Genomic DNA, 24,766 nt, shown 5'->3' on the forward strand with positions numbered 1-24,766 from the left:
CGGGGCTACGCTGCCGAGATCCGGATGGCTCGGCCCGACCGGCCGCTCCGGTTCCCTCAACGGTGAGGAGCACCGCATGTCGACGACGACTCGGGCCTGGGTGTGGGCCGCCACCTTCGGTACGGCGCTGGCCTGGCCGGTCGTGCTGCCGGACGACCGAGCGTGGGGCGCCACCGTCAGCTGCCAGACCGACGTCCCGGTGGTCGGTGACGTGGACGGTGACGCCCTCTCCGACCTCGCGGTCGGGCTCCCGGCGCGCGCCGACGCCGCCGGCGCGGTCGACCTGCGGCTGACCAGCGCGGCGAGCCGGCTGCTCACCCTCGAGGCTGCGGGTCTCAGTCCCAGCCTGGAGGGCGACCGCTTCGGCTCGGCCGTCGCGCTGGCCGACCTCAACGGGGATGGCTGCGACGACTTCGTGGTCGGCGCGCCCGGCGTGACCGACGACGCCGGCCGGATCCACGTCGTCTACGGCGCCCCGGACGGATCCCAGACCACGGGCGGACTCACCGAGGACGGCGGCTCGACTCCGTTCGACCGCTTCGGATCGGCGGTGGCGATCACCGACGCCGCCCTCGACAGCGGCTTCCACGTCTGGGTGGGGGCACCGTACGACGACCCCGGAGCCGTGCAGAACGCCGGCTCGGTGACGCACTTCTTCGTGACCGGAGAGGACGGGGAGATCGAGGTCGAGACGGTGGAGACGATCAGCCAGGCCACCAGCGGCGTCCCGGGGACCGCGGAGGTCGGAGACCACTTCGGTGCGGTGCTGACGGCGGTCCCCGGCGGCGTCTGGGTGGGCACCCCGGACGAGGACGTCGGTTCGGTCAAGGATGCCGGGGCCGTCACCTTCCTCGCCTCCGAGGGCGTGTCCGGCTTCGATACCGCGACCAGCTGGTCCCAGGCCTCGCCGCGAGTGGCCGGCGGGGCCGAGGCGGGCGACCACTTCGGGGCCGCGATCGGCGCCTTCGACGACCATGCGGTCGTCGGGGTCCCGGGTGAGGACGTCGGCAGCCGGCGGGACGCCGGGATGCTGCAGATCCTGGCCCGGCGTTCGGCCCTCGCCGCCTTCCGGCCGGTGGCCGGCCTCAACCAGGACTCCAAGGGGATCCCGGGGGTCGCCGAGGTGGGTGACCGGCTCGGTGCGGCGGTGGTGGTCGGTCGCAACATCGGCTGCTTCGAGGGGGTGACCCAGCTCGCGGCCGGCGCTCCCGGCGAGGACCTCGCCGTCGGTGGTCGGTCCGTCCGGGACGCCGGGACGGTGCTGGTGCACGCGCTCACCGGCCCCGACCCGTGCGCCACCCGCTCCGACGACCAGCAGAGCGTGCTGGCCGGTTCGGCGGAGCCGGGTGACCAGCTGGGCAGCACGCTCGGCCTCGGCCGGATCCGGGACGACCACGACGACGAGCTCGGGGACCGGGTGTACGTGGGGGTGCCGGGTGAGGACCGGGGCGCGGTCGTCGACGCCGGCATCGTCGAGTCGACCGCCGTGGGCAGCAAGGCCGGTGCGAACGACCTGCAGGTCGCCGGGCGGCGGCTGCCGTCCGTCGGCTTCAGCGGCGGAGCGGCGACCGGCACCCGCTACGGCGCGGTCATCGCCGCGCCGGCCGGCTGAGGCGGCCTCAGCTCGTCGGCTTCTCCTCGCCGGCGAGCAGCAGGTAGAGCGAACGACGGGCTTGGTCGAGCACCGTCGTGGCCTGCTCGACCTGGGTCGGGCTGCCGGTGACGGCCACCTGGCGGGCGGCGGCGTGCAGGGCCTGCAGCGACTCCCGCAGGTCCGGTCCGGACTCGTGTCCGGCGAGCTCTGCGAACGGGTCGCCCCAGGTCGCGCGCTGTTCTTTGATCAGCGTGCTGCCGGCCTCGGTGAGGGTGACGAGCTTGCGCCCGCCCTCGGCCTCGGTCCGGACGAGCCCCTCGTCCTCGAGCTGGGCGATGGTCGGATAGACCGCACCCGGGCTGGGTCGCCAGACCCCGTTGGTGCGCTCGGCCATCGCCTCCATCAGCTGGTAGCCGTGCATCGGCTGCTCGGCGAGCAGCAGCAGCAGGGCGATCCGGACGTCGCCGCGCCGGGCGCGACCGCGGGAGCCGTCCGGCCCTCGCCGTCCCCGACGCTCGCCGGGGCCGCGACCTTCGCCGCGACCTTCTCCGGGTCCGCGACGCTCGGGCCGGGGTCCCCGGCCCTCGAACCGCGGTCCGCGACCGGGGCCGAAGCCCGGCTCGCCGTTCTCGTCCCGCGGTCCTCGACCGCGGCGCCCCACGGGGCTGTCGTGCCCGAAGGCGTCTTCCGCGAAGGGTCGGCGACCCTCGAAGCGGGGTCCGCGCCGGTGGCGCGGTGCTGGGTGGTTGTGGTTGCTGGGTTCCATGATGGATGTCCTTTCTCGTAGCAAGGTTGCAATCAAGATATATCGCTACGTGTCGCGAGTCAAGCGGCACCCGCTGTCAGTCTGCCTTGTCGCCGCACGGTGCCGCACGGAGGACTACCGTCGACACTGTGCAGCCGAACGAGATCTGGCGTCTCAAGCGCCGGTCCAGCCGTGCTGCGATCGCTGGGCTCGTCGAGATGGCCGTGAGCATGGTGCTCAGCGGCCTGCACGCCGGTCCGCCGCTGCTGACCACCGTCGGCTGGCTGGTCGGGTTCGCCCTCTTTCTCTATGGCGTCCACGTCGGCTGGATGGTGTTTTACGACCGGGAGCCGGACGGCCCCTCCAGCTGACGCTCGCCCTCAGCGGGTCGCGCCGAAGACCTGGCAGGCGTACCAGCGACCCTGCGCGTCCTGGGCCGCGCCCACTCCGAGCAGCCGGAACGAGGGGTTGAGGATGTTCGCGCGGTGGCCCGGGGAGCCCATCCAACCGGCCGTGACGGCCGTGCCGCTGCTGTAGCCGTACGCCACGTTCTCTCCCACCGACCGCAGTCCGCAGGCGCTGAGGATCGGCCCGAGGTCCTGGTGGTACATCCGGCCCTCGCTCGCCATCCGGGCGGCCTGGGTCTCGGCGTAGGAGTCGACGCAGCTCTGGGCGGTAAAGGCCGGCAGGCTCTGCGCGACCCGTTCGCGGTTCGTGGCGGTGACCACGTCGGCCTCGTAGCGGTCGCTCGCGCTGACCGTGGGCGGCGCAGGAGTCGGTGTCGGCGTGGGCGTCGGGCTCGGTGTGGGGGCGGGGGTGGTCGCGGCCGGCTGGACCAGGCTCACCGTGCAGCTGCCGAAGCCGTCCCCGTCCACCCCGAGCGTGATCGCCACCCGTGCCTTCCCCGGCGCGGTCGGCGGGTTCACCGGGTTGCGGGACTTGAAGGCCGTGCCGGAGGCGTAGGTGAAGGACCCGGTCCACGTCAGGTCCTGCAGCAGCGTGCCGTCGCCGTCGTACGTGCGGACCCGGGAGTCGGTCGGCACCGAACCCTTGGCGACGGTCGTCCAGGCAGCCGAGGCCAGCGTGATCCTGGTGAGGTCGCCCGAGGCGTAGGTGCTGCCCCAGACGGCCTTGACCGACCAGCGGGTGCCGCCGCCGTCCACGCACGCGCCGGTCGAGGTGACCGCGGCGGCTGCCGGTACGGCCGGCGCGAGCACGGCCGCTGAGCTGAGGGCCGCGGCCGCCAGGGCTGCGGCGCGGAACCAGACCGAGCGGAACGACGTGCTGCGCGAACGGGACACGGGGGGCTCCTCAAAGGTTGAGATCCATGACGTCCCCGGCCGCCACCAGCGAACCTAACCGCAGCCGTCGCGGTACGGCAGAGTCCGGCGGCCCGGGCCGGAAGACCCTGTGGTTGGTTCCGACGGCACGGGAACGGGCAGCGCGGAGCGGCCGCGGATCAGCGTAGCGCGGCGCCGATCACCTGCCGCATGCTGCCGAGAAAGAGCTCGTCGCCGCCGACCACCGGGGGCGGGAGGTGGCCGTTCAGCTCGAGCTGGATCGCTCCGTGCGGGGCGGCGTAGCAGTCCAGCGCCACGGCGAGCGCGGCGGGCGGCAACGGACGCGGCAGCACGCCCGACCAGCGAGCGAGCCGGCGTTCGGAGTCGGCGGACAGCCGCTCGGCGAGCCGTTCCGCGTCGAGCGCGTCGGCGTCGACCAGATCATCCATCATGTCCAGCAGCACCTGGGTGGAGCGCAGCGCCGCCGCCGTCATGGCCCTCGCCTGCTCGTACGCCGCCGCCAGGGTCGCCGTGAGTGCGTCGAAGGCGTCGACGATCAGCGCCGTCAACAGCTCGTCGCGGCTGTCGAAGTAGCGGTACAGCGCGGACGGCGCCATCCCCAGCCGGCGGGCGACCGCCCGTAACGAGCAGTCGCCGGAGCCGGAGGCGTGCACCTCAAGCCCAGGCAGCGTCCTTGATCTCGGCCACGGTGGCCGTACGCCGGTCCGACCTGCGGGTCGCACGTCACTCACCATCGTCGTCGCGCTGGTCGGGCTGGGGGTCGACGGCCAGCGGATCACGGGAGCGCCGGCCTGGCTCAAACCGCTCAAGTTCGCCATCTCGATCGCGGTCTACTGCGCGACCTTGGCCTGGTTGCTGACGCTGGTAACCGGACACGTACGGCTGGTCCGGCTGGTCGCCTGGGTCACCGGACTCCCTCGCGGGGGAGCTGGTCCGGCTCGCCACCCTCAGCGCCGTCGGCGTCGTGGTGTGGCTCGCGGTGCAGGCCGAACGCGGGCTGCCGCTGCTGCGGCCGGACGCTCCGCTGGCGGCGGCGGGCCTGGCCGGGGTCCTGCTGGCGGCCGCCGTCGCCACGCTGCTCGTGGTCCGGGACCGACGCGCGTGACCGCCTCCACCGCTCGTCAGGCCGGATACGGGGTGGTCGGGCTGGTGCTCACCTGGTTCTTCAACCTGCGCTACGACGGCTCGGTCTCCTACCTCGCGGCCTGGTTCGCCAACGACGCCTCGTCCTCGGCGGCCGTCGACCTGCTGGTGGTGTCGGCCGTGCTGACGGTGTTCGTGGTCGCGGAGTCCCGTCGTGCTCGGCCTGCGGACGTACGTGCCGGTGCTGTTCGTCGTGCTCGGCGTGCTGGTGTCGATGGCCTGCGCCGTCCCGCTGTTCCTGCTCTACCGGGAGCGCCGGCTGACCTCGTGAGCCCGCCCGGACGAGGGCATACTGCGGGCCATGACCGCTGCTCGCGACCGGGTGCTCTTCGGCGCCGCCTACTACCCCGAGTACCAGCCCAGCCCGCGGCTCGAGGCCGACCTCGACCTGATGGCGCAGGCGAGCTTCTCGGTCATCCGGGTGGGGGAGTCGGTCTGGAGCACGTGGGAGCCCGCCGACGGCGTCTTCGACCTCGACTGGATGCAGCCGGTGCTGGACGGCGCGCACGCCCGCGGCATCGCGGTGCTGCTCGGCACCCCCACGTACGCCGTCCCGCCGTGGCTCGTCCGGCGCTACCCCGAGATCGCCGGCGACGTCGCGACCGGCCAGCCGATGGCGTGGGGGTCGCGGCAGGAGGTCGACTTCAGCCACGCGGCGTTCCGCTTCCACGCCGAACGGGTGGTCCGCCGCATTCTCGAGCGGTACGCCGCCCATCCAGCGGTGACCGGCTTCCAGGCTGACAACGAGCCCGGGCTGCTGCCCTTCCACAACGAGGGCGTCTTCCAGCGCTTCGTCGACGAGCTGCGGCACCGGTACGGGTCGGTCGACGCGCTGAACGAGGCCTGGGGGCTCGTCTACTGGTCGCACCGGCTCTCGACCTGGGCCGACCTGTGGCGTCCCGACGGGAACGTCCAACCCCAGTACGACCTGGCGTGGCGGGCCTTCCAGGCCCGGTTGACCACCGAGTTCATCGCCTGGCAGGCCGGTATCGTGCGCGAGTACGCGTCGCCGGGGCAGTTCGTCACCACCTGCATCTCCTACGACCGGCCCGGGGTCGACGACGTCGGTCTCACCCGCGTCCTCGACGTGGCGGCCGGCAACCCGTACTACGCGATGCAGGACGACCTGGCGCAACCGTCCGGGGCCGCCCGCCGGCAGGGCTGGACCACCAGCGGCGCCTGGAGCGTCGTCGCCAGCGCCGACCGGATGTACGCCTCGAAGCAGGCGCCGTTCCTGGTCACCGAGACCAACGCCGGCGCGATCGGCGGGTCAGCGACCAACTTCCCGGCTTGGGACGGGCAGTGGCGCCAGGCCGCCTGGGCGCTCGTCGCCCGCGGGGCCGAGATGGTGGAGTACTGGCACTGGCACACGCTGCACTTCGGCGCCGAGACGTACTGGATCGGCATCCTGCCCCACGACCAGCACCCGGGCCGGGTCTATCGCGAGCTGGCGGCGCTCGGGGCGGAGCTGGCCGACCTCGGTCCGGTGCTGACCGGACTGACCCCGGACGCGCACCTGGGCCTGCTCTACTCCGCGAAGTCCAGGTGGGCGCTGGCCGGCCAGTCCCCGTTCCCGGCGCGGCCGGACAGCATGGACCCGACCGACGTCGACCCCCGCGGCTACGCCACGATCCTGGACGCCTACTCCCGCGGCGCCTACGACGCCGGCCTGTCGGTGCGGGTGCTGCACGATGAGCAGCTGGCCGAGCTCGACCCCGCCGAGCTGGCGCAGACGTTGCCCGTCCTGGTCGTGCCCGGCCTGCTGGTGGCGGCGGACGACCTGCTCGACCGGCTCCGGGCGTACGCGGCGGCCGGTGGCCACCTCGTGCTCGGCATCCGGACCGGGTACGGCGACCTCGAGGGCCGGGCCCGGCTGGAGCCCAAGCCGGCCCGGCTGGCCGAGGCTGCGGGCGTCGGCTACCAGGAGTTCACCAACCTGCGCGAGCCGCTGCCGGTCCGTACCGTCGACGGCGGGCTCGCGCTGAGCCCGGGCAGTCGGGCGACCCGGTGGGCCGACCTGCTGGAACCGACCGGGGCCGAGACCCTGCTGGCCTACGAGCACCCGTTCCTCGGCCGGTATCCGGCGGTGACCAGCACCGCTCACGGCGACGGTCGGATCACGACGGTCGGTACGGTCCCCAACCCGGCGCTGGCCCGCGACCTCGCCGCCTGGCTGGTGCCCGACCCGCACCCGGGCTGGGGTCCACTGCCCGAGCCGGTCACGGTCTCCGCCGCCCTGAGCCGCGACGGCCGCCGGCTGCACGTGGTGCACAACTGGGGCTGGGACGCTGCTCAGGTCGCCGTACCCGCCGGTGCGGTCGACGCCCGCGACCCGGGACGCGACCTGACGACCGGCCTCGCCCTCGGCCCCTGGGACGTGCAGATCCTGCTCACCGACGCCTGACCGGACCCGCAGACTGAGGTCTGTGCAGATCCTGACCGAGCCCGACGGCCGCCCCGAGCTGCTCGCGCTCCGGCCCCTGAAGCTTGGCGACCTGCTGGTGGCCGTCCCGGCGATCCGTGGGATCCGGCGCGCCTGTCCCGAGCACCGGCTCGTCCTGGCCGTCCCCGGCTGGCTGGAGCCGGTCGTCGACCTGGTCGGTGGGGTCGACGCCTTGCTGCCGACGCCTGGCCTGGACGAGGAGCTGCCGCTGCCGCCGGGCCGGATCGACACCGTGGTCGACCTGCACGGCGGTCCGGACAGCCGGCGGGTGCTCGAGGCGCTGCAGCCGCGGCGGCGGTGCGGTCACGCGGCCCCGGGGCTGGACGGGATGGACTGGGACGGGCCGGCCTGGCAGGACGGCGTCCTCGAGCGCGGCCGCTGGGCCCGGCTGGTGACCGCGCACGGCATGCCGGCCGACCCCGAGGACGTCTCGATCGACCGGCCGCAGGTCGCCTCGCCCGCTCCCGGCGCGGTCGTGGTGCACATCGGGGCCTTCTACGGCTGCCGGGCCTGGCCGGTCGAACGCTTCGCCGCCGTCGCCCGTTCGCTCGCGGCCGAGGGCGAACAGGTGGTGGTCACGGGCAGCGCCCAGGAGCGGGACCGAGCCCTGCGGACGGCCGAGCTCGCCGGGCTGGCCGAGGAGGCCGTGCTCGCCGGCCGGACCGACCTGGTCGAGCTCGCCGCCCTGGTCGCCGGGGCGGCCCTGCTGGTCTCGGTCGACACCGGCGTTCCGCACCTCGCGTCCGCGTACGGGACTCCGTCGGTGGTGATCTTCGGTCCGGCGCCGCCGGAGGTGTGGGGGCCGCCGGCCGCCGGGCCGCACGTCGTCCTCACCGACGCCCGACTGCGGGTGGGCGACACTTTCGGGTCCAAGCCGGACCCCGCGCTGCTCGCGGTCACCGCCGAGGACGTCCTCGCTGCGGCCGGACCGCTGCTCGACCGCAGCCGTACCGGCTCAGCCGGCTGACGCCGCCCGGATCAGCGCCTGCACCGCCTGCTCCAGCTGGTCGGGGCTGACCCGGGGAAAGGTGACCCGGGCCAGGACAGCCGGGTCGGTGACCTGGGACCAGTCGTAGTCGTGCACGACCGTGGTCTGTTGCGGGCCGTCCGGGTGCCCACCTCAGCCCGTAGCATCCCGACCCGTCGATCGCCACGTGCCGGCGCGTGCCGGCCAGCACCGCGAACAGGGCTGCGGCGGGGCCGTCGGCGGTATCGGTGACCCAGTGGCGGTGGCGGTCTGCTCGATCATGCCGCCATTGGCCCGCGGGCCGCTGACGAATGCTCCCGAGCGCCGGATCCCGACGCTCAAGAGGCCCGGAACGCTCGTCTGCGGAGCATTTATCAGCGGAAACCCAGCCCTCCCCCCAGCGTTAGGTGACGATCGCGCTCAGGATCAGCACGAAGACCAGGCCGGCGACGGAGATGATCGTCTCCATCAGCGACCAGCTGAGGATGGTCTGCTTGACCGTCATCCCGAAGTACTGCTTGACCAGCCAGAAGCCGACGTCGTTGACGTGGGAGAAGAAGAGCGACCCGCAGCCCAGGGCCAGCACCAGCAGGGCGATCTCGGTGCTCGACTGCTCCGCGGCCAGCGGTCCGACGATGCCGGCCGAGGTGATGGTGGCGACGGTGGCCGAGCCGGTCGCGAGCCGGATGCCGACCGCCACCAGCCAGCCGAGGATCAGCACGTTGAAGTTGACGCCCTTGGCCCAGTCGGCCACCAGGTTGCCCACCCCGGCGTCGACCAGGGTCTGCTTGAAGCCGCCGCCGGCGGCGATGATCAACAAGGTGCCGGCCATCGGCGGCAGCGACTTGTCGACGCTGACGGCCAGGCCGCCCCAGCCCATCCCGGTCCGCAGTCCGAGCAGCACCATCGCCGCCAGGGTGCCGATCAGCAGGGCGATCAGCGGCGTCCCGACCAGGAACAGCGCGTCGTGGACCGGGTTGCCCTTCTTCGACACGATCTCGGCGACGGCCCGGGCCAGCATCAGCACGACCGGCAGCAGCACCACGGTCAGCGTGACGGCGAAGGACGGCTTGCGGGTGGCGGTCGCCACGCTCCCGTCGGCCGCGGCCGGCTCGTCGCCCTCGCTGAACAGCACGCTGTTGTCCGGCGGGGTCTGCGGCCCCCACTTCGCGCAGACCCGGCCCCACACCGGGCCGGCCAGCACCACGGTGGGCAGCGCCACGATGATGCCGAACAACAGGGTGAGCCCGAGGTCGGCCTTCAACAGCCCGATCGCGGTCAGGGGTCCGGGGTGCGGCGGTACGAGGCCGTGCAGCACCGACAGCCCGGCCAGCGCCGGGATGGCTACGGCCAGCATGGGCAGCTTGCTGCGCCGGGCCACCATCAACACGATCGGGATCAGCAGCACCAGACCGATCTCGAAGAACATCGGCAGACCCACGAGCACCGCCGCGCCGGCCATGGCCCAGGGCAGTGCCCGGGTCGAGACGCGCGACACGATCCGCTCGACGATCGTGCCCGCGCCGCCGGAGTCCACCAGCAGCCGGCCGACGATGGCGCCGAGCGCCACCAGGATGCCGACGCTGCCGAAGGTGTCGCCGACGCCCTTGGCAAAGCTGGTGACGCCGTCCTGCGGGTTGGTCCCCGAGACGGCGACGAGCACCGCCGACCCCAGGATCAGGGCCACGAACGGGTTGACCTTGAGCCAGGCGATCAGCACCACCACGACCGCGATGGCGAGCAGCGTGGCGAGAATGAGGAGCGCAGTCATGGCTTCCGTCCCACGGTGAGCAGCGCTCTCAACCGTCGCCTTGGGGGTGATTCCAGTCACACCGTGGCGCCGACTCGGTGTGTGGTCGCCAGGCTAGACGGGCCAGTTCGCGCGCGACCGACCGGGGCGGAACCCGGCTGCGTTACGGCGCCATTACGACGGTTTCCGCGGTAATCCAGGCCCCTTCGCGGCTCTACGCTGAAGCCCCGGGCGGCGTTGGCGCTCGTGTACGATTCGTTACTCTCCCCCTACCACAGAGATCTGCGATCTCGTGTAGAACCCGGATGGTTTATGCCTAATCTCAGTTTTCCTCGTACGGTTCGGCGTCGCGCGCTCGCGGTGACGGCGGCTCTCGCCCTCGCGACGCTGGGCTTGGCCGCCGGTGTCTCGCCTTCCACGGCGGCGGTCTCGAAGTCGGTCCCGCCGATCCTGCAGCCGTCGGCCAAGAACGTGACGGCTGACGCGCTGCCGACGGCGCAGATCGACGGCATCGTCTGGAAGCAGGCCATCGCGGGCAACACCGTCTTCGCCGGCGGCCGCTTCTCCAGCGCCCGCCCCGCCGGCGTGGCGCGGGGAGGTGCCGGCACGGTGGCCCGGACGAACCTGATGTCGTACAACATCAAGAGCGGCAAGATGACCGGCTTTGCGCCGAAGCTCACCGGTGGCCTGACGGGTACCAGCTCGGACCCGATGCACCCCGAGGTCCTCGCGCTGGCCCTGTCCCCGGACAAGAAGATCCTGTACGTGGGCGGCAACTTCACCAAGGTCGGTACGGCGAACCGGACCTTCTTCGCCTCCTTCACCGTCGCCACCGGCAAGCTCCGGCCGCTGAACCTGAAGCTGAAGTCGCCCGTCCGGGCCATCGCCACCGTGGGCAAGACGGTCTACCTCGGCGGCAACATCAAGTCGATCAACGGCAAGCCCCGGCTCTACGCCGGCGCGGTCATCGCCAAGACCGGGGCCCTCAAGTCGTGGAACCCGTCGGCGAACGGCGTGGTCGAGGCCCTGCTGGTCAACCCGGCCAAGAACCGGGTCATCCTCGGCGGACACTTCTCGACGCTACGCGGCAAGAAAGCCCTGGGCATGGGAGCCGTGACCACGGTCGGCGGCTGGGTCCGCGACTGGAACGTCAACACCAAGATCCGGGACTACGGCCCCAACGCTGCGATCCTGGACCTGGTGGCCGACAAGGACACCGTCTACGGCGCTGCGTACGGCTACCAGTCGGGCAACTTCGAGGGCGTCTTCGCCGTCAGTCCGACGGCGGGCAACCTGCGCTGGCTGCAGGACTGCCACGGCGACCAGTACGGCGTCGCGGCCGTGGGCAACGTCGTCTACTCCGTCGGGCACGCCCACTTCTGCAAGAACATCGGTGGCTTCGGCGAGCTGAGCCCCCAGCGCACGCTGGCGGTGACCAAGGCGGCGAAGGGGACCATCGCCCACAACACTCAGACCGACAACGTGAACTACGCCGACTGGTCGGGCTACAAGGCCCCGGCGATCTACAACTGGTTCCCCAAGCTCAACAACGGCACCGTGAGCGGGCAGAACCAGGGCGCCTGGAGCATCAAGGGCACGTCGAAGTACATCGTCCTCGGCGGCGAGTTCACCACGGTGAACGGCATCCCCCAGCAGGGGCTGGTCCGCTTCACCACGCCGGCCAACGGTGCCCCCGAGAACATGGGGCCCCAGGGCACCTCGTCTGGCATGACGCCCTCGATCACGACCTCCGACAGCACCGGCCGCACGTTGAGCTGGAAGTCCAACTACGACCTGGACGACCACACGCTGACCTACAAGGTGATTCGTGACGGCAAGACCTTGACGACCTTCACGAAGAGCTCCACCTACTACAGCCGGCCGCAGGTCACCTGGAAGGACAAGACGGCCAAGGTCGGCGTCGGCTACCGCTATCAGATCTACGTGGCGGACCCCGACAAGAACGCCGTCCGCAGCGTGGTGGTCTACAGCACCTAGACCACTAGGTCACCCTGACCCAGTTGTCAGACCCTCAGAGTGCTCGAGCACCCTGAGTTCTGACAGGTCAGGGTCAGCGACCGGCGAGGGAACGGCTGCGCTGGTCGACACCCATCTCGCCGTACGGATAGTCGGCCGGCTGCGGGTCGGAGGCGGCGTCGAGGACGCGCACCTCGTCCGCGGTGAGGTGCAGGTCGGCGGCGGCCAAGTTGGTGTCGAGCTGCTCGAGCGTCCGGGCGCCGAGGATGGTCGACGTCACGCCCGGCCGGTCGGTCACCCAGGCGAGGGCGACCTCGGCCATCGAGACCCCGCGCTGCTCGGCCACCTCCTGGACGGCTGCGACGACGTCCCAGGTGCGGGCGGTGCCGCGGCGTTCCCAGGCCTCCATCCCGCGCTCGGGGTCCTCACCCAGCCGGGTGGCGCCGGTCGGGCGCTGGTCGCGGACGTACTTGCCGGACAGCCAGCCCCCGCCCAGCGGGCTCCAGGGCAGCATCCCCAGCCCGGCGTCGAGCACGGCGGGGACGATCTCCCACTCGATCTCGCGGACGAGCAGGCTGTACTGCGGCTGAAGCGTGACCGGTGCGGCCACGTTCAGCGCCGCCGCGAGGTGGACGGCCTTGGTGAGCTGCCAGCCGGTGAAGTTGGAGAGGCCGTAGTAGCCGATCTTGCCGGCCCGGACGAAGCCGTCGAGGGTCCGCAGCGTCTCCTCCAACGGTGTCCACGGGTCGAAGGCGTGCACCTGGTAGAGGTCGACGCGGTCCACCCCGAGCCGCCGCAGCGAGGCGTCGAGGGCGCGGGTGAGGTGGCGTCCGGTCAGCCCCGAGCCGTTCGGGTGACCGTCGGTGGGGAAGCGGCCCTTGGTCGCCAGCACGACCGGCTCGGTGACGTCGGCGGGCCGGGCGGCGAACCAGCGGCCGACGATCTCTTCGGAGATCCCGGCGGAGTAGACGTCGGCGGTGTCAACGAGGGTGCCGCCCGCGGCCACGAAACGGTCGAGCTGGGCGTGCGAGCCGGCCTCGTCGGTCTCGGCGCCGAAGGTCATGGTGCCCAGGCAGAGGGTGGAGACGGCGCAGCCGCTGCGTCCGAGAGTGCGATAGTCCATCCCTCCTTTCTACACGTGCCGCTCCAGTGGCGCCGGCGGGCTGGCGAGCCGGGGCGCGAGCACGAGGACCAGGCCGGCCAGTCCGAGGACCGCGAGCACGCCGAGCCACGGCAGTTCCAGCCGGCCGCGGGTGAGCACGGCAGCGAGCACGGCGACCAGCTGGGCGGCGAGCTGCACCAGCAGGAACCGGGGCGCGCCGACGAGCAGCGCCCGTAGCTCGACCCGGGCGTGCCAGGTGCTACGGCCGAGCAGGGCGCCGAGGTGGGCCACCAGGTGGGTGCCCAGCAGGACGGCGAACGCCTCTGGGCGCCAGCCGCTGTCACCGGAGGTGGCCAGCACGAGCCCGGTGAACGCCAGCACGAGCACCGGCGCCGCACCGCCGGAGCGGACAAGCAACAGCAGGGCGAGCAGCACGCCCAGGACGGTCAGCGTGTCTCCGGCGCCGGCCAGGCGGACGCCGGCGACCGCGATCGCCGCGCCCAGCACCCGCGGCAGCCAGGCCGGTACGCTCGCGCCGGTGCGGACCGTGACCCGCGGCCGCCGGGAAGCCAGCGTCGGCAGCCCGCGCGGGGTCGAACGCAGCAGGGTGATCGCGCGGTTACCGACGGCCGCTGGTCCGCGGAGAAGAGGGGACCGGCCGAGGGCCGTCACCGGCGGTGCCGCCGTCGAGCGAGGACGTCGAGGGCGGTGGCCGGGTCTGTCCCGCCGGTCCGACGGTCGGCCACGAGCAGCTGCCAGGCGACCGTCTCGACGCCGAGCCGGCTCAGGGCTTCGATCCGGTCGGCTCGCTCCATCGCCACGATCCGGTACGCGGTGTCGAGCCGTGACGTCAGGTCGGAGGTGACCACCGGCGGCAGGATGTCGACCGCCACGACCCGGTGCCCGGTCTGGCGCCAGGAGCCGGCGAGGTCGGCCGCGTCGTCGTCCAAGAAGGTGGAGAAGAGCACGATGAGCGAGCCGGACGGCAGCCGTGGCACCCGTCGCCGTCGGGTCGGCTCACCTTCGGGGGCGGTGACGGCGAGCTGCTGCACCAGCCGCTGCAGCTGGGACCGGCCACCGGCAGGCGGGCTGGGCCGCCGTAGCCGGCCGAGGTCCTCCAGCCCGACCCGGTCGCCGGCCTCGAGGTAGGCCCGCGCCACGGAGGCGGCGGCGAACCGGGCGAGGTCCAGCGACGTCGGTTCGTCCTCGTCCACCTCGGCCGCGTCGCCCCACGTCGACACCCGCGGCCCGACGTCGTCACGGGAGTCGACCACCAGCATCACGGTGGCGTCGGCGGTTGCGAAGGTGCGCCGGACGTAGAGCTGGGTCACCGCACCCGCACCCGCGCCGGGTTGGCCGCGGTTGAGCCGGGCGGTCACCCGCCAGTCGATCCGGCGCAGCCGGTCGCCGGGCCGGAACGGCGCCACGTCGTGCAGGTCGCCGCCGTCGCCGGCCCGCCGGGAGTCGTGCGGTCCGGTCAGCCCCTGCAGCCGGAAGGGCAGCGGCAGCGCGCGCAGGGCGCGGCTCGCGGGCAGCACGGTCATCTCGATCGGCTCGTCCGCGGTGATGGGGGTGACCAGCAGCGCCGCCGCGTCCGAGGCGCCGGCGTCCAGTCGGAACAGTGGCCGCCGGCCCGTCCGGACCGAGCTCATCTCGACGGTCAGCGTCCGGTCGCCGCCGGCCAGCAGGCAGTCGGTGGACCGGTGGCCGGGGGCGCCGACCCGGACGGCCACGAGCTCACCCGGCTGGGACTGGAGCTGCAGCTCGGCCGCGAGCCGTCCGCTGGTCGCGGCCTGGTCCACCCCGTGCAGCTCGGCGCCCGGCCGGTCGCCTGGCCACCGGGTCCAGCTGACCACGACGCCCAGCAGCAGCGGCAGGCCGAGCACGGCCACGTCGGGACGCTGGACCAGGACGCCGAACAGCAGCACCCCGATCCCGCCGACCAGCCAGGCGACCGCGGCGGGGGCTACCTGCCAGCGGGGGAAGGGCTTCATGGGGTGGTGGTCAGCGCCGCAGGGTGGCCGTGGCGGCCGGTCCGGGGACGGTACCGAGCAGGGTCGCCACCACGTCGGCCGCGACGGTTCCGGTGGCCCAGGTCTGGGGGTTGAGGGTGATCCGGTGGGCGAGGGCGCTGACCGCGATCTGCTTGACGTCCTCTGGGGTGACGAAGTCTCGGCCGTCGAGCACGGCCAGGGCGCGCGAGACGAGCAGCAGCGCCAGCGACCCACGCGGCGAGGCGCCGACCTCGACGGCGGCGTGGGTGCGGGTCGCGGCGGCGAGGGCGACGCAGTAGGCGACGACGTCGGGATCGACCTCGACCTGTTCCACTCCGGCTTGCATGGCCAGCACCTCACCGGCGTCGACGACCGCCCGGACGCTGGTCTCCTCGCGCTGCCGGGCCAGCCGCCGGGTCAACACGTCGGCCTCGCCGTCGCGGCTGGGGTAGCCGACGCTGAGCCGCACCAGGAACCGGTCCAGCTGGGCCTCGGGCAACGGGTAGGTGCCCTCGTACTCGACCGGGTTCGAGGTCGCCATCACGTGGAAGGGCTGGGGCAAGGTGAAGCTGCGGCCCTCGACCGTGACCTGCCGCTCAGCCATCGCCTCGAGCAGCGCCGACTGGGTCTTCGGCGCTGTCCGGTTGATCTCGTCGGCCAGCAGCAGGCCGGTGAACAGCGGTCCGGGCCGAAAGCTGAAGCCGGCGGACGCGGGGTCCCACACGTACGAGCCGGTGATGTCGGCCGGTAGCAGGTCGGGGGTGCACTGCAGTCGGGTGAAGTCCAGGCCGAGCGCGCCGGCCAGACTGCGGGCGGCGAGGGTCTTGCCGAGGCCGGGTACGTCCTCGAAGAGCACGTGGCCACCCGCCAGCACGGCCGCGAGCGCGCCGCGGAGCGCGGGCTCCATCCCGACCACCACGGTGCCCACCTCGGCCAGCACCTCAGCACCCAGCCGGGCGACCTCGGCGACGGGCAGCGGCTCAGGCGTCACGGGTGCTCTTCTCTGTGGTGGGATACGCGGGGACCCGGGTCGGCAGCGCCTCGACAGCGGCCACGGCACGGGCGAAGAGGTCGTAGCGGGGAGGGGTCGCACGGTCGCTGGTGACCGCAGCGTAGGAGCCAGGGCCCAGCAGATCGCGGGCGCGGTCGGCGTCGGCCGGGTCATCCAGGTCGATCCCCGCCGTCCGCAGTCGTCGGGCGGCGATCGCGCGCAGCCGGGTCAGCGAGCGGTGATCGACCCGCGACTCGTACCCGTGCAGGCTCCAGGACAGCCGCGAGACCTCGCGCCGGACGCCGCGGTCGGACGGGTCGGCCGGGCGCTGCGGCCACTCCTCGTCCTCAGCCGGCGGCAGCCGCCGCAGCTGCACCACGACCAGGGAGCTGAGGGCCAGCAGGACGCAGTGAGTCAGGTCGACCCCCACCACGAAGGTGGCCCCGAAGACCACCGCCACCAGCAGCAGCGCCTTGACCGACGCGGAGGCGGTCATGGTCGCGAAACAGAGACGGAGAAGGCCGTCCAGCTCGCGGCCAGCGCGTCCAGGCAGCGCCGCGCCTCGACCACCGCGTCGGGTCCGACGCCGCGGCCGGAGAACCGGGCCTGGTGGTAGAGGCCGAGCAGGGTCGTGACGGCGTAGCGGTCGGCCGGGGTGGCGGTCAGCACCTCGACGGTGAACTCGGTCGGGGTGTCAGCCGGTCGGCGGGGCACTCCCGACCGTCCGGCCGCCTGTTCGAGAGCCACCCACGCGGCGAGCACGGCGTCGGTCGGGTCGGCGACGGTGTCCAGCAGGTGCTGGGCCATCCCGAAACCCTCCTGCAGCACCGGGACGGACGGGTCGCCCGGCTGGCCGAGGACGTCGCTGCCCGCGCCGAGGGCGTGCCGGTTCTTCTGCGGGCGTCGAGGCAGCACCCGCCACACCACGAACGCCGCGACCAGGACGGCCACCACGAGCAGCGCCCAGAGCACCGGGAGCAGCCAGTCGGCGGTGTCCGGCGTACCCGTCGGCGGCCTCGCCGCGGGCGTGACGATCCGCGTCGGCTGGGGTGGGGGCACGTACGTGGGTCGGCTGCTGAAGAGGTGGAAGCGGTCGGAGATGTCCCAGCGGGCCCCCGTACCGGCCGCGACCACGGCCACCACCCCGAGCCCGAAGACCGCCGCGGCGACGGGGAGCGTACGGGGCGAGCGCGCGGCAGACATCGAGATCAGAATAGGCACGTCACCGACGTGTCAGAACCCAGTCGTCCCAGAGGACAACTGGATTCTGACAAGTCGGCGTCGGGAGCGGGATACTGCGGGCCATGAGGTTCACGAGCACGCTGGAGCTGGGCGGCAAGACCGCGACCGGGCTCGAGGTCCCGACCGAGGTGGTCACCGGGCTGGCGGCCGGGGGGCGACCGAAGGTGACGGTCACCCTGCGTGGCTTCACCTACCGCAGCAGCATCGCCATGATGGGCGGCCGCTACCTGATCCCGGTGAGCGCGGAGGTACGCGGACACACCGGGCTGGCCGCCGGGGACGAGGTCGAGGTCGAGGTGGCCGTCGACGACGCGCCCCGCGAGGTGACCGTGCCCGAGGACCTGGCGGTGGCGCTTGCCGCCGAGCCCGCAGCCGCGGCTGCCTTCGCCGCCCTGTCCTACAGCAACCAGTCCCGGCACGTGCTTTCGGTCGAGGGCGCCAAAGCCGCCGACACCCGGGCCCGCCGGGTGGCCAAGGTGGTCGAGACCCTGCGGCCGGCCTAGGAGGGTGGTGTCAACTCGTCAGATGCCAAGGGGGTCATAGCCCCGTGAGCGTCTGACAAGTCGGTGGGTTGGTCGCGGCGACACTACCCTCAGAGGGTGACGGGACGGACGGTGCGCGCGGGTCTGGCGCTGGCGCTGGCCCTGGTCCTCGTGGGCTCCAGCGCGTCGGCAGCCTCGGTCCGGAACCGCTACTTCCCGCTCGACGCGGAGACCCTCGCGGTCGGCGCCGACGGCCGCGTCGACCGGGTGTCGGACGCGGCTCAGCTGGTGCCGGGCAGCCGGGTGCTGGCCGGGACGCCGACCACCGCCCGCGAGCTGGCGGCGGAACGGGCCTGGCTGGCCGCCGGCACGGTGCCGAGCGTGCCGGAGCTCGGCGACAGCACGGTGGTGCGCGACGCTCTGCTGGACCTGCGGACGCTCGGCCTGCCGGACGGCGTGCCGGTGGCCGGCTGGCCGCCGGCCTGGCACTACGTCTGGCCGCGCGACTCCGCGCTCGCGGCGGTGGCGCTGGCCCGGACCGGTCACCTCGCCGACGCCGAGGCGGTGCTGGACTTCCTGCAGCGGGTGCAGCCGGCGTCCGGGGTGTTCGAGGCGCGCTACCTGCCCGACGGCAGCGGGGTGCCCGACGACCGCGGGCCGCAGTTGGACGGGGTGGGCTGGGCGCTCTGGGCGCTGGTCGGCGTCACGGCCGAGCAGCCGGCGTCGCAGCGGGCGGCCTTCGTGGCGCGCTACCGGTCGCTGCTCGACCGCTCGTCCGCCGCCGCGCTCACCTCCGTCGCCACCCCTGACGGACTGCCGCGTCCCTCGTCGGACTACTGGGAGCTGCCCGAGCGGCAGCTGACCCTGGCCACCGTCGCGTTGGTCCGGGCGGGGCTGCAGGCGGCGGGAACCCTCTACGCCGAGGCCGGCGGCGCGACGGACCAGGCTCGGGCCGAGCAGGTGAGGGCCGCGGCCGTTCGGCTCGGCGAGAGGATCACGGCGGCGTTCGCGGCGGACGGCTATCCGCGGCACCGCGGTGGACCCGCGTCCTCCACCGACCTGGGGGCGGCGTTCCTGTTGCCCCCGTACGCGGCTACCGCTGACCCGGGCGTGCTCGCCGCCTGGCGCCGGGCCGGCGACACGATGCTCCGGCCGGCGGGCGGGCTGGCCCCCGGCGGTTCCTGGCCGCGCGACGGGGTCAGCTGGACCACGGCCACCTCCAGCTATGCGCTGACCGCCGCCGCGGTGGGCGATCGTAGGACCGCCGTGGCCTGGCTGCGCTGGCTGGACGAGCACCGGACGGCCGCCGGCTCGGTACCCGAGAAGGTGCTGGGCGACGGCCGACCCGCCTCGGCCGCGCCACTGGCCTGGTCGGCGGCCGTGGTGGTGCTGACCGCCTCGACCCTGTCGCGCTGAGCGGGGTCCCCGGCGGGGACACAGCCATTACACCCGCCTGCGCGTCCCCAGGGCGGTGGCCCCGGCCCGACCAGGCCCGGCCGCGTCCGGCGAACGGTGGGCGAGGCCCCGCCTCGGCAACAGGCTGCCCGTCCAGCTGGTTCCGTCAGATACGGAGCCGTTCGGTCGCCTGGCCCGTCACGGCGGCGATCAGCTCGAAGTCCTGGTCGAGGTGCAGGACGGTGAGGCCGACGAGCTCCGCGGTCGCAGCGACGATCAGGTCAGGCACAGATGGCGCTCGGTGCTGGCCGTGGTCAGCCAGGATCGTCTGCACCTCGATCGCCCGGTCCTCGATAGCGGGAGTCTGATACTCCAGCGGCATCGACACGAGCGGCGGTTGTCGGCCGGCGGCGCGAAGATCTGTGCCAGACCGAGCCGAGTAGCCCACCTCGAGACGCGTCACCGTGCTGATTCGCACCAGGCCACGGTCGATGCGGTCGGCCCACTCGACGGCTTCGGCGCAAGAAGCGAGTCGTGACAGCGCGGAGGTGTCGACGAGCCAGCCGCTCACTCCCAAGCGCCCTTCATCACCTCGGGGTCACCGAGGTCGGCGAAGACGTCGGAGAACCAGCTCAGGTCGGCGACCGTGACCGGCCGGGCCGAGGTGGAGACCTCCTGCTGCAAGCGGCGGCGGAGGTACTCACTCCGCGACAGGCCGAGGCGCGCAGCGTGTGCGTCCACCGCCGCTACGACCTCTTCGGGAACACCACGAACCAGCACATCTGTCATCCCAGCCTCCTGATATCAGAAGATAGCACCGCCGGGACCGTCGGGTCAGCGGCCGTCCCCGACGACCGAGGTCAGCCGGAGCGGGTCGGCGAGACAGGCGTCGCGGGCGGCGAGGGCGGCGCCGGCGACGACCCGCGGCGCCAAGTCGCCGAGCGCGATCAGCTTGGTGGCGCTGAACGAGGTGACCGCCGTACGCCGGGCGACCCGGGCCCGGGCGGGCTCGAGCAGGTAGCGCTGCAGCACGCCGAGGTAGCCGCCGAGCAGCACGACGCTCGGGTTGACCGCGCCGATGATGTCGTCGAGGGCGAGTCCGAGCGCGTCGCCGGCCTCGGCCAGCACGGCCAGCACCCGGAGGTCCCCGTCGTCGGCCGCAGCCAGGAGCGCGCCGAGCGCTGCCGTCGGGTCCTGGGTCACCAGGGTGTCGGCGTCCTCCGCCGGCACCAGGCCGCTCCGCGCGAGCAGCGTCGTCGGCCCGATCAGGGACTCCAGGCAGCCGTTCCGGCCGCACGGACAGCTGGGCCCGCGAGGGTCGACGTTGACGTGGCCGAAGTCGCCGGCACTGCCGTCCTCCCCGTCGAAGACCGCCCCGTCGACCACCAGGGCGCCGCCCACCTCGCGCAGCCCGCCGAGGTAGACCGCGACGTGGGGCAGCGGCAGCGCCAGCTCGACCCGGACCGCGTGCAGCCCGGCCAGGTGGCAGTCGTGCGCGACCCCCACCGCCACCTCGGCTCTCCCGCGCTCGGCAAGCTGATCGGTGACCCGGTCCTGCAGCGGCAACCCGTCCCAGCCGAGGTCCTTCGACCAGCCGACCGTGCCCCGGTCGGTGGCGACGTAGCCCGGCAGCGCGAGCTCGACCGCGACCAGCGTCATCTCCTCCGGGACGCGGCCGAACTGGTCGTCCAGCGCCTCGCGGAGCAGCCCCCAGCCGGGCTCGGGTCCCGAGTGCAGCAGCGGCAGCGACACGTAGTCCGACCAGAGCTCCTCGCCGCCGACGGTGCTGGCCAGGACGTGGATGCCGGACAGGTCGACCTGCACCCCGAGTGCACACCACGGCTCGCCGTCGAGGGCGACCGGACGCAGCGGCCGACCAGCTCCCTTGCGCGGGACGCCCTTCAGCTCGCGGACCAGCCGGCGACCGCGCAGCTCCGCGATCAGCTCGGTCATGGTGGACATGGCCAGCCCACAGCCGGCAGCGATGTCGGTCCGGCTGCTCGGTCCGTGGTCGCGCAGGTGACGCAGGATGCGCAGCAGGTTGCCGTAGCGGAGGTCGTCGCTGCTCCAGCCCCGCCGCCGACGGCCGCGGCCAGGCTCGGGCGAGCCTGCGGGCCGCGAGCGGTCTGATGGCATGCCGACGATGCTCGCTCCGCCCCTCAGACGGCCGCAGCCGAACGGCCGAATCGTTGTCTATCCGAGGTACGCACCCGACCCGCAACCACCGGAGGTTCGGCGGTAGAAGGGACTGAGCACGTCCGGCTAGTCTCGCACCAGCCACGTAACGTGGCGGGATACGCCGTCTGGGCCGACCCGAACTCCCGAGAGGCAGGACCCGAGATCGACCGCTATCAGTACCTGCTGTTGATGGCGGCCTGCCTGGTGGTCACGCTGCCGCTGGAGCTCGTGCTGCGGGCCCGGGTGTACCGACGGCTGCCCACGCTGCTCTGGGCCCTGGTGCCGGTCGTGCTCGTCTTCTCCGTCTGGGACATCGGCGGCATCCTGCGTGAGCACTGGACCTACAACGCGCGCTACGTCAGCGGCCTCCAGCTCGTGTTCGGGATGCCGGTGGAGGAGCTGGTCTTCTTCGTCGTGGTGCCGATCTGTGGGCTGCTCAGCTACGAGGCGGTCGGGCAGGTGCTCGCCCGCGTCCGCGGCCGCGGCCGTACCGCCCGTTCGGCGGAGGCTCCGCGTGCTTGACTCCGAGCCGTTCCTCGGCGTCGGTGAGTACACGTTGCTGACCGTGCTGGCGGTCGTCGCGGTCGTCGTGCTGGAGCTGGCCTGGCTACGGACCGGGGTGTTCCGGACGGCCCAGTACTGGATCACGATGGCGATCGTCTTCGCCTTCCAGGTGGCGGTGGACGGGTGGCTGACCAAGCTCGACAACCCGATCGTGATCTACAACGAGCGGCAGATGACCGGGCTGCGACTGCCCTGGGACATCCCGGTCGAGGACTTCGGCTTCGGCTTCGCCATGGTCACGTTCGCCATCCTGCTGTGGCGGCACCGGCTGGACCAGGGGAGTTCTGCGCCGGAGAGCACGGCCGCGCGCCGGTCACGGCAGACTGTCCCGCGCGGTCGGCCGCGGTCGACACCCTTTCCCGAGCCGACTGCACCCGAGCAGCCGGCACCCAAGCCAGAAGAGGCGAGGACCAGACCATGATCACCACCGACGAGCTGCCGCTGGCCTTCGACGAGGCGGCGCCCAGCTACGACGCGATGGTCGCGCGCAACCCCGGCTATCACGCGCACCTCGCCGCCGCTGCGGACGCGTTGCTCACCGCACTGCCGGCCGACCGGACCGCTCGGCTGGTCGACCTCGGCTGCGGCTCCGGCGCGTCCACCCGAGCGCTGCTGGCGGCCGCCACCCGGGCCGTCCGCGCGGTCGAGGTGACCGGCGTCGACGCCTCCCGCGGCATGCTCGACGAGGCTGCGGACAAGGTCTGGCCGACCGGCGTCCGGTTCGAGCACGGTCTGGCTCAGGAGCTGGGCGCCCGGGCGAGCGAGTGGGCGTTGTCGGGTGGCGTGGAGGGTGTCCTGGCGGCGTACCTGTTCCGCAACGTCAGCGAGCGCGACGAGGTGCTCACCGACGTCCACCGGCTGCTGGAGCCGGGTGGGGTGCTGGTCGTCCAGGAGTACTCGGTGGCGCACTCGCGGCTGGCCGATGTGGTCTGGTCGCTGGTCTGCTGGCTGGTGGTCATCCCGCTGAGCTGGCTGACCTCGCGGCAGACCCGGCTCTACCGCTACCTGTGGCGCAGCGTCCGCGGGTTCGACTCGGTCCAGACCTTCGTCGACCGGCTCTACCGAGCCGGGTACGTCGATGTCGAGGTGCGGACCGCCGCCGGCTGGCAGCGCGGCATCCTGCACACCTTCCGCGCCCGCAAGCCGGTGGCGTGAGGCCCGGTCGCCTGGTCTCGGAGCACCGCGACTGGCAGCCGGGCCGCGACGCCCGGGCGGTCCGGCACCCGGCCGCACCGGGCGTACGGCGTAGCGACGGGCAGCGGCCGGTCCTGGTGGCCGGTGGCGGGATCGCCGGTCTGGCCGCGGCGACGGGACTGGCCGAGCGCGGCGTCCCGGTGACCCTGGTCGAGGCACAGCCCCAGCTGGGCGGCCGCGTCCGCGCCTGGCCGGTCGTGCACGACGACGGCGTGAACGGGGCCGAGGTCACCATGAGCCGCGGCTTCCACGCGTTCTTCCGGCAGTACTACAACCTGCGCGGCCTGCTGCGCCGCGCTGACCCCGGCCTCGACCAGCTGGTGCCGCTCGAGGACTATCCCCTGGTGCTGGCCGGCGGTCACCGCGACTCCTTCGCCACCCTGCCGCGGACGCCACCGCTGTCGGTGGCTGCGTTCGTCGCACAGAGCCCCTCGTTCACCCTGGCGGATCTGTCCCGGGTGGACGTCCCGGCGGCGCTCGAGCTGCTGGACGTCGACTTTCCGGACACCTTCTCCCGCTACGACGGCGAGAGTGCCGCAGACTTCCTCGACCGGCTGCGCTTCCCCGAGGGCGCTCGGCACCTGGCGCTCGAGGTGTTCGCGCGCAGCTTCTTTGCCCACCCGTCCGAGTTTGCTGCGGGTGAGCTGGTGGCGATGTTCCACACCTACTTCACCGGTTCGGCCGAGGGTCTGCTCTTCGACGTGCCGCGCGAGGACTACGACACCGCGCTCTGGGCGCCGCTCGGCCGCTATCTGCACGGGCTGGGGGTGCAGGTGCGGACCTCCGAGACGGTCCAGTCCGTCGCCGAGGGCGCCGACGGCCAGCTGCTGGTGGGCTTCGGCTCGGGTGAGCAGCGCGCCTACGCCGGCGTGGTCGTCGCGACCGACCTGGCCACGACCCGGCGGCTGGTGATCGGCTCCGGCTTGGTCGAGGGGCGCGACACCGACCGGCTGGCGGCCACCCGGAAAGCACCCCCGTTCGCGGTCTGGCGGCTGTGGCTGGACCGCCGGGCGGCGCCCGAGCGGTCGCCGTTCCTGGGTACCAGCGGCTTCGGGCCGCTCGACAACATCTCGCTGCTGGAACGCTTCGAGAACGGCGCCCGGCGCTGGTCGGACGCCTCCGGCGGCTCGGTGGTCGAGCTGCACGCCTACGCGCTGCGGCCGGGGTCCGACGAGGCCGGGGTCCGGGCCGAGCTGCGCCAGCAGCTTGACGTGCTCTATCCCGAGCTCGAAGGCGCGGGTGTGCTGGCTGAGGAGTGGCTGCTGAGCGAGGACTGCCCGCTGGCCGGCACGGCGCCGTGGCAGCTGCGGCCCGAGGTCACCACCGCCGACCCGCGCCTGGTGCTGGCTGGCGACGGCATCCGCTGCGACTACCCGGTCGCCCTGATGGAACGCGCCGCCACCACCGGTCTGCTGGCCGCGAACGCCCTGCTCGCCGCCGAAGGCGTGGCCGGCCACGACCTGTGGACCGTCCCGATGAGCAGTCGGCACCCCGTCGCCGGCCGGGTCCGCCGCCTGCTCACCCGCTGACCTTTTCCGTAGGGGTCTACGAAAAGTAGCGTGGGCGGCTGGTCGCTGGCGGTCGCGGTCACGAGCGGGGGCCGCCGCGATGGCGTGGTGCGGCAACGGGTTGATCAGGCGCTGGATTTGGTCCTCGACCGCTGAGAGATGCTCCCCAGATCCGGAATCGGGCTCTGCTGGACCC

The 24,766-nt window shown here is 73.0% G+C and carries 26 protein-coding genes and 1 pseudogene; 13 read left to right on the plus strand and 14 right to left on the minus strand.

From position 1 onward, the window contains the following. Window positions 1–76: 76 nt before the first annotated feature. On the plus strand, window positions 77–1,612 hold the full coding sequence (locus ACFE76_RS07285; protein WP_375431078.1) for an FG-GAP repeat protein: 1,536 nt from the start codon (window positions 77–79) through the stop codon (window positions 1,610–1,612). A 7-nt stretch (window positions 1,613–1,619) separates the two neighbouring features. Here ACFE76_RS07285 and ACFE76_RS07290 read toward each other — a convergent pair whose 3' ends face one another. Next, window positions 1,620–2,360 (minus strand): PadR family transcriptional regulator, encoded by a 741-nt coding sequence (locus ACFE76_RS07290; RefSeq protein WP_375431079.1) that lies wholly within the window; start codon window positions 2,358–2,360, stop codon window positions 1,620–1,622. A 128-nt stretch (window positions 2,361–2,488) separates the two neighbouring features. Between ACFE76_RS07290 and ACFE76_RS07295 the strand changes: the two genes are divergently transcribed. Beyond that, window positions 2,489–2,710: a hypothetical protein gene (locus ACFE76_RS07295; protein WP_375431080.1), complete on the plus strand. Its 222-nt coding sequence runs from the start codon at window positions 2,489–2,491 to the stop codon at window positions 2,708–2,710. A 9-nt stretch (window positions 2,711–2,719) separates the two neighbouring features. Here the strand turns inward: ACFE76_RS07295 and ACFE76_RS07300 are convergent, their stop codons facing one another. Both ACFE76_RS07300 and ACFE76_RS07305 read right to left on the minus strand, forming a co-directional pair. After that, a complete protein-coding gene (locus tag ACFE76_RS07300) occupies window positions 2,720–3,640 on the minus strand; it encodes a CAP domain-containing protein (protein WP_375431081.1) in 921 nt (306 codons plus the stop codon). A gap of 158 nt (window positions 3,641–3,798) precedes the next feature. Continuing rightward, window positions 3,799–4,293, minus strand: a complete 495-nt coding sequence (locus ACFE76_RS07305; protein ID WP_375431082.1) for a helix-turn-helix domain-containing protein — start codon at window positions 4,291–4,293, stop codon at window positions 3,799–3,801. Between the two features lie 311 nt (window positions 4,294–4,604). On the opposite strand from ACFE76_RS07305, the gene ACFE76_RS07310 reads away from it, so the two are divergent. From ACFE76_RS07310 to ACFE76_RS07325, 4 genes and pseudogenes are all read left to right on the plus strand, one after another. Then, window positions 4,605–4,745: a hypothetical protein gene (locus tag ACFE76_RS07310; protein ID WP_375431083.1), complete on the plus strand. Its 141-nt coding sequence runs from the start codon at window positions 4,605–4,607 to the stop codon at window positions 4,743–4,745. Window positions 4,746–4,789: 44 nt separating this feature from the next. Continuing rightward, a pseudogene (locus ACFE76_RS07315) lies at window positions 4,790–4,885 on the plus strand (hypothetical protein); the annotation flags it as partial. Between the two features lie 199 nt (window positions 4,886–5,084). Beyond that, complete coding sequence (locus ACFE76_RS07320; protein ID WP_375431084.1) at window positions 5,085–7,187, plus strand: beta-galactosidase; 2,103 nt, start codon at window positions 5,085–5,087, stop codon at window positions 7,185–7,187. Between the two features lie 22 nt (window positions 7,188–7,209). Then, window positions 7,210–8,193, plus strand: coding sequence for a glycosyltransferase family 9 protein (locus ACFE76_RS07325; protein ID WP_375431085.1), 984 nt, complete (start codon window positions 7,210–7,212; stop codon window positions 8,191–8,193). Here ACFE76_RS07325 and ACFE76_RS07330 read toward each other — a convergent pair. Continuing rightward, on the minus strand, window positions 8,182–8,310 hold the full coding sequence (locus ACFE76_RS07330; protein WP_375431086.1) for a hypothetical protein: 129 nt from the start codon (window positions 8,308–8,310) through the stop codon (window positions 8,182–8,184). The genes ACFE76_RS07325 and ACFE76_RS07330 overlap by 12 nt on opposite strands. 286 nt (window positions 8,311–8,596) lie before the next feature. Further along, window positions 8,597–9,964, minus strand: a complete 1,368-nt coding sequence (locus ACFE76_RS07335) for a GntP family permease (RefSeq protein ID WP_375431087.1) — start codon at window positions 9,962–9,964, stop codon at window positions 8,597–8,599. A gap of 291 nt (window positions 9,965–10,255) precedes the next feature. On the opposite strand from ACFE76_RS07335, the gene ACFE76_RS07340 reads away from it, so the two are divergent. Further along, the gene (locus ACFE76_RS07340) at window positions 10,256–11,941 is read left to right on the plus strand and encodes a hypothetical protein (RefSeq protein WP_375431088.1); all 1,686 of its coding nucleotides are present in this window, start codon (window positions 10,256–10,258) and stop codon (window positions 11,939–11,941) included. 73 nt (window positions 11,942–12,014) lie between these two features. Here ACFE76_RS07340 and ACFE76_RS07345 read toward each other — a convergent pair whose 3' ends face one another. From ACFE76_RS07345 to ACFE76_RS07370, 6 genes are read right to left on the minus strand one after another with little or no spacing between them, the layout of a single operon-like run. Continuing rightward, window positions 12,015–13,043 carry an aldo/keto reductase gene (locus ACFE76_RS07345; protein WP_375431089.1) on the minus strand — a complete coding sequence of 343 codons (1,029 nt, stop codon included), beginning with the start codon at window positions 13,041–13,043 and terminating at the stop codon, window positions 12,015–12,017. 9 nt (window positions 13,044–13,052) lie between these two features. After that, window positions 13,053–13,694, minus strand: a complete 642-nt coding sequence (locus ACFE76_RS07350) for a hypothetical protein (RefSeq protein ID WP_375431090.1) — start codon at window positions 13,692–13,694, stop codon at window positions 13,053–13,055. Further along, a complete protein-coding gene (locus ACFE76_RS07355; protein WP_375431091.1) occupies window positions 13,691–15,016 on the minus strand; it encodes a DUF58 domain-containing protein in 1,326 nt (441 codons plus the stop codon). Before ACFE76_RS07355 ends, ACFE76_RS07350 begins: the two co-directional genes overlap by 4 nt. Before the next feature lie 10 nt (window positions 15,017–15,026). Beyond that, window positions 15,027–16,007 carry an AAA family ATPase gene (locus tag ACFE76_RS07360; RefSeq protein ID WP_375431092.1) on the minus strand — a complete coding sequence of 327 codons (981 nt, stop codon included), beginning with the start codon at window positions 16,005–16,007 and terminating at the stop codon, window positions 15,027–15,029. Further along, complete coding sequence (locus ACFE76_RS07365; RefSeq protein WP_375431093.1) at window positions 15,997–16,503, minus strand: hypothetical protein; 507 nt, start codon at window positions 16,501–16,503, stop codon at window positions 15,997–15,999. Before ACFE76_RS07365 ends, ACFE76_RS07360 begins: the two co-directional genes overlap by 11 nt. Next, a complete protein-coding gene (locus ACFE76_RS07370; protein WP_375431094.1) occupies window positions 16,500–17,210 on the minus strand; it encodes a DUF4129 domain-containing protein in 711 nt (236 codons plus the stop codon). The genes ACFE76_RS07365 and ACFE76_RS07370 overlap by 4 nt, the downstream gene beginning before the upstream one ends. 101 nt (window positions 17,211–17,311) lie before the next feature. On the opposite strand from ACFE76_RS07370, the gene ACFE76_RS07375 reads away from it, so the two are divergent. Next, complete coding sequence (locus ACFE76_RS07375) at window positions 17,312–17,752, plus strand: YdeI/OmpD-associated family protein (protein ID WP_375431095.1); 441 nt, start codon at window positions 17,312–17,314, stop codon at window positions 17,750–17,752. Between the two features lie 96 nt (window positions 17,753–17,848). Then, a complete protein-coding gene (locus ACFE76_RS07380) occupies window positions 17,849–19,147 on the plus strand; it encodes a glucoamylase (protein WP_375431096.1) in 1,299 nt (432 codons plus the stop codon). Window positions 19,148–19,292: 145 nt separating this feature from the next. Here the strand turns inward: ACFE76_RS07380 and ACFE76_RS07385 are convergent, their stop codons facing one another. From ACFE76_RS07385 to ACFE76_RS07395, 3 genes are read right to left on the minus strand one after another with little or no spacing between them, the layout of a single operon-like run. Beyond that, on the minus strand, window positions 19,293–19,697 hold the full coding sequence (locus ACFE76_RS07385; RefSeq protein ID WP_375431097.1) for a PIN domain nuclease: 405 nt from the start codon (window positions 19,695–19,697) through the stop codon (window positions 19,293–19,295). Continuing rightward, window positions 19,694–19,915, minus strand: a complete 222-nt coding sequence (locus ACFE76_RS07390; RefSeq protein WP_375431098.1) for a ribbon-helix-helix protein, CopG family — start codon at window positions 19,913–19,915, stop codon at window positions 19,694–19,696. Before ACFE76_RS07390 ends, ACFE76_RS07385 begins: the two co-directional genes overlap by 4 nt. A gap of 45 nt (window positions 19,916–19,960) precedes the next feature. Then, the gene (locus tag ACFE76_RS07395) at window positions 19,961–21,262 is read right to left on the minus strand and encodes an ROK family protein (RefSeq protein ID WP_375431099.1); all 1,302 of its coding nucleotides are present in this window, start codon (window positions 21,260–21,262) and stop codon (window positions 19,961–19,963) included. Window positions 21,263–21,412: 150 nt separating this feature from the next. On the opposite strand from ACFE76_RS07395, the gene ACFE76_RS07400 reads away from it, so the two are divergent. The 4 genes from ACFE76_RS07400 to ACFE76_RS07415 are packed head-to-tail and all read left to right on the plus strand — an operon-like array spanning window position 21,413 to window position 24,591. Next, complete coding sequence (locus ACFE76_RS07400) at window positions 21,413–21,826, plus strand: lycopene cyclase domain-containing protein (RefSeq protein ID WP_375431100.1); 414 nt, start codon at window positions 21,413–21,415, stop codon at window positions 21,824–21,826. Continuing rightward, window positions 21,819–22,289 carry a lycopene cyclase domain-containing protein gene (locus ACFE76_RS07405; protein WP_375431101.1) on the plus strand — a complete coding sequence of 157 codons (471 nt, stop codon included), beginning with the start codon at window positions 21,819–21,821 and terminating at the stop codon, window positions 22,287–22,289. The genes ACFE76_RS07400 and ACFE76_RS07405 overlap by 8 nt, the downstream gene beginning before the upstream one ends. Beyond that, a complete protein-coding gene (locus tag ACFE76_RS07410; protein WP_375431102.1) occupies window positions 22,286–23,023 on the plus strand; it encodes a class I SAM-dependent methyltransferase in 738 nt (245 codons plus the stop codon). The genes ACFE76_RS07405 and ACFE76_RS07410 overlap by 4 nt, the downstream gene beginning before the upstream one ends. Further along, the gene (locus ACFE76_RS07415) at window positions 23,020–24,591 is read left to right on the plus strand and encodes an FAD-dependent oxidoreductase (RefSeq protein WP_375431103.1); all 1,572 of its coding nucleotides are present in this window, start codon (window positions 23,020–23,022) and stop codon (window positions 24,589–24,591) included. The genes ACFE76_RS07410 and ACFE76_RS07415 overlap by 4 nt, the downstream gene beginning before the upstream one ends. Window positions 24,592–24,766 lie beyond the last annotated feature (175 nt).

The organism is uncultured Friedmanniella sp. (assembly GCF_964244005.1).
In the GTDB taxonomy this organism is placed as follows: Bacteria; Actinomycetota; Actinomycetes; order Propionibacteriales; family Propionibacteriaceae; genus Microlunatus.

Excerpts from the sequence above, each read along its gene's own strand:
- ACFE76_RS07365 (WP_375431093.1), bottom strand. The coding sequence starts at position 16,503 with ATGACCGCCTCCGCGTCGGTCAAGGCGCTGCTGCTGGTGGCGGTGGTC.
- ACFE76_RS07285 (WP_375431078.1), top strand. The coding sequence starts at position 77 with ATGTCGACGACGACTCGGGCCTGGGTGTGGGCCGCCACCTTCGGTACG.
- ACFE76_RS07410 (WP_375431102.1), top strand. The coding sequence starts at position 22,286 with ATGATCACCACCGACGAGCTGCCGCTGGCCTTCGACGAGGCGGCGCCC.
- ACFE76_RS07340 (WP_375431088.1), top strand. The coding sequence starts at position 10,256 with ATGCCTAATCTCAGTTTTCCTCGTACGGTTCGGCGTCGCGCGCTCGCG.
- ACFE76_RS07395 (WP_375431099.1), bottom strand. The coding sequence starts at position 21,262 with ATGCCATCAGACCGCTCGCGGCCCGCAGGCTCGCCCGAGCCTGGCCGC.
- ACFE76_RS07370 (WP_375431094.1), bottom strand. The coding sequence starts at position 17,210 with ATGTCTGCCGCGCGCTCGCCCCGTACGCTCCCCGTCGCCGCGGCGGTC.
- ACFE76_RS07355 (WP_375431091.1), bottom strand. The coding sequence starts at position 15,016 with ATGAAGCCCTTCCCCCGCTGGCAGGTAGCCCCCGCCGCGGTCGCCTGG.
- ACFE76_RS07390 (WP_375431098.1), bottom strand. The coding sequence starts at position 19,915 with ATGACAGATGTGCTGGTTCGTGGTGTTCCCGAAGAGGTCGTAGCGGCG.
- ACFE76_RS07345 (WP_375431089.1), bottom strand. The coding sequence starts at position 13,043 with ATGGACTATCGCACTCTCGGACGCAGCGGCTGCGCCGTCTCCACCCTC.
- ACFE76_RS07320 (WP_375431084.1), top strand. The coding sequence starts at position 5,085 with ATGACCGCTGCTCGCGACCGGGTGCTCTTCGGCGCCGCCTACTACCCC.
- ACFE76_RS07290 (WP_375431079.1), bottom strand. The coding sequence starts at position 2,360 with ATGGAACCCAGCAACCACAACCACCCAGCACCGCGCCACCGGCGCGGA.
- ACFE76_RS07335 (WP_375431087.1), bottom strand. The coding sequence starts at position 9,964 with ATGACTGCGCTCCTCATTCTCGCCACGCTGCTCGCCATCGCGGTCGTG.
- ACFE76_RS07375 (WP_375431095.1), top strand. The coding sequence starts at position 17,312 with ATGAGGTTCACGAGCACGCTGGAGCTGGGCGGCAAGACCGCGACCGGG.